The sequence below is a fragment of the Mycobacterium sp. genome (assembly GCF_039583785.1).
In the GTDB taxonomy this organism is placed as follows: domain Bacteria; phylum Actinomycetota; class Actinomycetes; order Mycobacteriales; family Mycobacteriaceae; genus Mycobacterium.
In genome coordinates this window covers 1-5,976 of sequence record NZ_JAVKSG010000120.1, presented here as the reverse complement: position 1 = coordinate 5,976, position 5,976 = coordinate 1, and the positions used below count along the sequence as shown (strand labels likewise).

Genomic DNA, 5,976 nt, shown 5'->3' with positions numbered 1-5,976 from the left:
GGAACATTTTAAATTAATCAAAAATCCTTGAAAATACTAAATTTTAGAAAAAATCGGAGTGTTCCACAGAATTTTAATATATTTTTATGATTATAAAAATCAATATAAAAAATTTATATTCTTTTATAATATTATCAGTCTATAAAAATAAATAATAAAAAATATATAAAATTTTTATAACAATAAAAATATATTAAAATTCTGTGGAACACCTTAAAATTTTCTTAAACTCTGTATTTTCAAGGATTTCTAACGAATTTAAAGTGTTCCACAGAAGTTTTAAACATATGTTTTAATTTTTTATATTTCTGTAAACACGCTGTTTTCAGGGGTTTCTAAATAATAAAATAAAAAATATAACTATATGAAATTCTACGGAACACTTTACACCTTCCAGAAACCTTAGAAAACGCTGGATTTGACTTTTATTCTTCTGTTCCGTAGAAAATAAATGTATATTATTTATGCATAAAAATAATTATTATATACACATATATGTTTGATAAACAGTATAAAGTAACAATATTTATATACTTTAAAGGAATATACAATAGATAGATATGACAGAAACAAAAACAGAATACCAAACACCGATAATATCGGCAAAGAGTTTGGAAAGGAAAATGGCTAAAGAGGGTCTATCATCCATGGACGTAGTGTCCAAAGGATGGATAGAAAGGACAGGAAATTATGGAAACTATATACTCCTGTTCACGAATGAGTTTGCAATCAGTTTTTCTGAGAAGTCAGCAGGATTTAAGAAACTTCTTTCACTTGCCGAAAATTTTAAAAGAAGCTATCCTGACAAGGGAGAACTATCTTGGAGAGAATTGCCACTAAAATTCATACTGGCTTCCACAAAGAATGGAACAGCGCTCTTCATCAACGTAAACGGAAAAGTAGGAAAACAAGTATATAAGCCTGCAGCCACACTTGAATTATCAGAAAACGACGAAGAGGAAAAGACAGCAGACATACAATTAAATGAGAAGGCGAACTAAAATGCTCTACCTTCTTAACTCTCCAATATTAACAGATTATGGAGTATATTCATATAGAAAAATAACCGTGAGAGAAGCAAAAAAAATCATAGAACGAAATCCAACCTATCAATCTGCAATAGGTCACGAAGGAACTGCTATACTACTTCAAAATCTTCTTTCAGTACCAGTTCCTGTGCAAAGAACAATGATACATCAAACTACCGAAGACATTGCAATCGTTTTTAGAGTGCTAACAAGACTTCCAGAAGGAGCTGTATTATCCGAAGAAGAAATTAAAAAAATACCCTTCGAACTTGGAGTATTAATAAAACTAAGAAATGCAAATGAAAAAGCAGAAAATAACGAAGCGAAGATATATTCAAGCGATGAGATAAATGCTCTACCTTCTTAACTCTCCAGTCTTAAGTAACACAGAAAGACATATTCGTGTAGAAAGATAAATGTAAAAGAGGCAAAATAAGAAATCATAAAACAATCTATTCATTATTTTCAATATCCATATATAATATACGCACAAGCTTTATATACTCTTTAAGTATTTCCAGAAGGAGCTGTATTATTTTATACTTTTTTAATTTACTATTTTACCAATCTTTATATACTATTTATCAATATACAATAGATAAAAATGTTTATGGAAATAATAAAGAATAAAGTTTTTAGTGAAAGCGAACATAGCGATTATGCTTACGTATCAGACATTGATTTTTGTATGAGAAAATTATATTATAAAAGATTTTTACAATCTGTACATTATTTTGAAACAGAAATAAATTTTTCTGAAGGAAACGCAATCCACGAAGTAGTGCAAAAAATATTTAAAGACGACGTAGGAGAAAAATATAATATGCGTGTATTCAATGAAGTTACAGTCAACAGTAATTTAATCCACGGCAGAATTGACGTTTTAATGGCAAACAATAAAGAGGTTTTTATAATAGAGTTGAAATCTACAAAAATGCTTCCATCAAAGCCTTATTCGCATCATATTTCACAACTAAATACATATATGAATTTTTATATGAAAGGAAAAAGAAAGGTTAGAGCTTTTTTACTATATATTGAAAAAACAACTTATGGTTCTAATTCACCAATGCGAGAATTTGAAATAAAATATTCATATGAAAAATATATAAATGTCATGCAAAGAGCTCAAATATTAAATAAATATTTAACTCAACACGCTCTTCCTCCAGCTGAAGCAAAAACTGTTAAAACGATGGCTTGGGAATGCAGATATTGTTCATACTTTCTTAAATGCAGTAACAATGAAAATATAGATATTGAAGGTGATATAAATTAACATTTATAATTTTAAAGAAAGCAATACTTTTTCAAGAAAAAATAGTTATATTCTTGACAATATATATTTACAAAAATTTCCACAATTAAAAAGTATAGAATATATTTATGATAAAACTTTACAAAAATCTGGAATTGATAAAATCATTCATTTAGAGAATTCTGATATAGCCATTGATGAAAAAATAGAAAAGGTTGTTAGCAACAATTTTCCTTTTGAAGTTGATGGATGGATAAATGATAATTCTAAAACAGATATGATAGTTGATTATAAAATAAATATGAATAAGATATATTTTATTCCTTATTATATAATTTTAAAAATGTATAATGATGAAAAACTTAGAAAAGAATGGATTGAAAGAAATCTTGAAAGAACAGTATTAAATAATTATAAAAATAATGTATATAAGACTATAATATACATTGTGCCAATAAATGAAATATATCAATATGAAAATTTAGATATGAAAAAATATACAATAGAGTTGGAAAATGACATTGAAAACCCCCAGAAAAATGCATAAAAATAACCAAAAAACATGCATGAAATTATTTTATGGTTAATTATATATCCTTTATGTAAAGCGTGCAAAAAAACATTATAAAATTGTTTTTATTTGTAAAATGGTTTTTCTTATAACTATTTATACACTGTTGTAATATTTAATCATGCAATATAAATATGAAAATGGTATTTGGAATGTTGTATCGGAAGATAAAGAAATTGAAGATGCCGAAGAAGGAAAAATATCTTCAGATATGATAGAAAACAATTTTAATGATAAACTAAAAAAATTTATGGAGAATAATGATAAAAAAAGTGATACGTCCTATTTAGTGAGAACTTATATTCCTCGTTGGTATGATAACGGATTAAAAGTTCCAGACAACGTAATAGCAAATATTTATAGTGGTATATTAAAATCAATAGATAGCATATCAACAAACGTTGGAAAAGAATACAAGATAGATAATGACATTTTATATGAAGACAAAAATATAGTTATAGATATAGTTTTGCAGAATACTGATTTTGAAAAAGCAACTTATTTTGGTGAATACATTGCATCTGTCATAGGTCAGGCATTAAATCAAGAAAGTTCTTTATATTTAATACTTCCAATCTCTTCTGAATTTATCAGTAAAGACGAATACAGTGATATTATAAATAAAATAGACAAAGAATAAGAGTTTATATATAATATGATAATAAAGGATTATGAATGACGAAGACATTGAAAAAGAATTAAGTAAAATAAAGACTTCTGTAAATTCGTATCAATATTTAAACAGTATAAATCTAAATGATATTATAAATCGGTATAACAATTTGCTTACAGACCTTTTGAATGAAATAGAAAAATTAAAAGCTAAAGAGTGATTTTTGACCGTTTATAGTAAAATTTATTGCTGATAATAGTCTTTCAACGGGTGGCAATATTTGTTTTTTAAAATAAAAATCATAGTCTATTAATGTTTTATATTTATTATCAGCTGTTATAATAACCGGAACTCCTCCTCTTTGTGAAAATATATATGATATTCCAAAGAGGTGTTCATTGTGTGGAGCTATTAATTTATATTCATTGTTATTTTTTTCATATTTATATTTGTTTATCCACGCTTTTACTATTGTGTTTTTAACTTTATATGTTTTATTTACATCTACAATTTTGCTTAAAATAAAATCGTTTATATCATAATTTCTTAAATTATGATATACAGAATTTAAATAATTTATGATACTTTCATTGTCTGCGTCATAAATCAAAATTTGATTTATAACATCTTTAAGCACTTTTTTTGATAAGTTACACCAATCACTTCTTTTTAGTTCTATTCCTATGCCAACTATATTATTTTCTTCGTCAATTCCTACATATCTTTTTTTTACCACAATTGTGAATGCAAAGTATATATATAACCTTTACTAATTACATATTATGAATATTGCAAAAGAACTGGAAAAATATTTTGGAAAAGAAGAACTATTAAACAATTTAGGCTTAACTGAAGAAGAATATAAGGAAAGAGTTGAGAATAATACTCTTATTGATATTCTTCCAGATGATATAAAACAATTATTTGGTCTTGATGAAAAAGGTAATGATAATTTCTTATCTGATGATTATGTAGAAAATGATGATACAGAAGATGATGAAGAGGAAGAAAAACCGACTATTAAAGAAAAAACTAAAAAGGCAACAGACAATAATGCTAAAGTGGAAAAAGCTATAGAAAACCAGATAATAAACAGTGTAATAAATTCTTCAAAAGCAACAGCTGTTTCTATTCAGCAAACTAAAGAACAGCTTGGAGACTATATTTTTAAGTTTTTTGACAATACTGGCATGAAAATAAACGATATGGCTATTTTTGTTGAATATGCAATAAAGTTTTTGTTAGAGAATTTTGAAACCGTGGAAACTTTGAAATTAGAACTTGATAAAAGCGAAGAAATAATACAAGAGTTGGTTGCTATATCAAGTGATAAAAGCGAGAAAGAAAGAATTGTAAATAATTATATTGAACAGTGTGTAAAAAATGATACAATTCCTGATAAAGACTTTATATTATCGTTGATAGTGTAAATTAATAAACATAAGTATTTAAATCTTATTATGTAATATTAAACTTATGGTAGTTATAGACCCATTTGGAGCGGAAAATAAACTTGAAATAGTAAGCGGAATGCCACAGACGACAAAAAGAAACTTTTTCAGAAAAGTTCCATCGTTCTACGATATAAAAAGGAGAAGCAGAGCTATGCTTCAGGCTAATCTGGGCGTTGGTAAATTTATGGCATCACACAGAGGAACAACTGGAACAGTAGCAAGAGCCAATGGAACACGTATTTCTGTGCTCTCAATGCAGCTGGGACAGGCAATGTCTGGAAAAGATTATGGCGGTCTTTCTGTACAGCAGAGAAAAGAACAGGAATATGCTGCCGCAGATGCTTCAATAAGAAGGCAGGAAAAAGTACTATCCGAAAAAAGTGTACAGTAAAGAGTGATAAAAATGAAAGGAAATCAACAGGCTGTGGTTTATTCGGTTGGAGGCGGAGTAGGTGGATTAGCACAATTCATTGGTATACACGAATTTGTAGACCAAAACACTAATATACCTCATCCAATTCCATCGTTTACACCACCAACGTGGGCAAAAGGTCTTAATGAGTATTCTACATTGAGTTCACTGGGTATAGGAATACCTCTATTGAGCTATGTGCTGTACAAGTTGGCAAAAGAACCATTGTCTGATGAGTATCTTGCGCTTGGTGCATACTCTGGCATATTGACGGCATCTGGCATAACCAATGCACTGTTTGACCCTCTTAATAAAGGATACGCAGTAGCATTTGGAAAACCAAAATCTGTGACATATTCACAGCCATCTGTGACATATTCACAGTCATCAGCGCCAACAACAAAACCAAAGCGCACCTCAAAAGAACTCTCAGGCAATTTTCAATAAATAAATTTTTAAATTTTTATTTAAACTAATTTCTATAGAGACCTATTTTTGAATAATATTTACATAAATTTTATATGCGTTTTAGAATTAATAAAAATATATAAATTTTTATAGCCATAAAAATATATTAAATTTCTGTGGAACACCTTAAAAATCTCTTAAACGCTGTATTTTCAAGGATTTCTGATTGATT

At 27.7% G+C, this 5,976-nt stretch carries 9 protein-coding genes; 8 read left to right on the top strand and 1 reads right to left on the bottom strand.

What is annotated here, in order from left to right:
- Nucleotides 1-560 precede the first annotated feature (560 nt).
- The 5 genes from ABDV69_RS19910 (at nt 561) to ABDV69_RS19890 (ending at nt 3,497) form a co-directional block, all read left to right on the top strand.
- Nucleotides 561-1,001, top strand: coding sequence for a hypothetical protein (locus tag ABDV69_RS19910; protein WP_343577461.1), 441 nt, complete (start codon nt 561-563; stop codon nt 999-1,001).
- Between the two features lies 1 nt (nt 1,002).
- Nucleotides 1,003-1,395 (top strand): DUF1874 domain-containing protein, encoded by a 393-nt coding sequence (locus ABDV69_RS19905; protein ID WP_343577460.1) that lies wholly within the window; start codon nt 1,003-1,005, stop codon nt 1,393-1,395.
- Nucleotides 1,396-1,638: 243 nt separating this feature from the next.
- Complete coding sequence (locus tag ABDV69_RS19900; RefSeq protein ID WP_343577459.1) at nt 1,639-2,307, top strand: PD-(D/E)XK nuclease family protein; 669 nt, start codon at nt 1,639-1,641, stop codon at nt 2,305-2,307.
- 280 nt (nt 2,308-2,587) lie between these two features.
- The gene (locus ABDV69_RS19895; protein ID WP_343577458.1) at nt 2,588-2,833 is read left to right on the top strand and encodes a hypothetical protein; all 246 of its coding nucleotides are present in this window, start codon (nt 2,588-2,590) and stop codon (nt 2,831-2,833) included.
- A 145-nt stretch (nt 2,834-2,978) separates the two neighbouring features.
- Complete coding sequence (locus ABDV69_RS19890; protein ID WP_343577457.1) at nt 2,979-3,497, top strand: hypothetical protein; 519 nt, start codon at nt 2,979-2,981, stop codon at nt 3,495-3,497.
- Between the two features lie 175 nt (nt 3,498-3,672).
- Here ABDV69_RS19890 and ABDV69_RS19885 read toward each other — a convergent pair whose 3' ends face one another.
- Nucleotides 3,673-4,227, bottom strand: a complete 555-nt coding sequence (locus ABDV69_RS19885; protein ID WP_343577463.1) for a DNA polymerase domain-containing protein — start codon at nt 4,225-4,227, stop codon at nt 3,673-3,675.
- A 25-nt stretch (nt 4,228-4,252) separates the two neighbouring features.
- On the opposite strand from ABDV69_RS19885, the gene ABDV69_RS19880 reads away from it, so the two are divergent.
- The 3 genes from ABDV69_RS19880 to ABDV69_RS19870 are packed head-to-tail and all read left to right on the top strand — an operon-like array spanning nt 4,253 to nt 5,783.
- Nucleotides 4,253-4,900 (top strand): hypothetical protein, encoded by a 648-nt coding sequence (locus ABDV69_RS19880; protein WP_343577455.1) that lies wholly within the window; start codon nt 4,253-4,255, stop codon nt 4,898-4,900.
- Between the two features lie 46 nt (nt 4,901-4,946).
- Nucleotides 4,947-5,315 carry a hypothetical protein gene (locus ABDV69_RS19875; RefSeq protein ID WP_343577453.1) on the top strand — a complete coding sequence of 123 codons (369 nt, stop codon included), beginning with the start codon at nt 4,947-4,949 and terminating at the stop codon, nt 5,313-5,315.
- Nucleotides 5,316-5,327: 12 nt separating this feature from the next.
- The gene (locus ABDV69_RS19870; protein ID WP_343577452.1) at nt 5,328-5,783 is read left to right on the top strand and encodes a hypothetical protein; all 456 of its coding nucleotides are present in this window, start codon (nt 5,328-5,330) and stop codon (nt 5,781-5,783) included.
- The last annotated feature ends 193 nt before the right edge of the window (nt 5,784-5,976 follow it).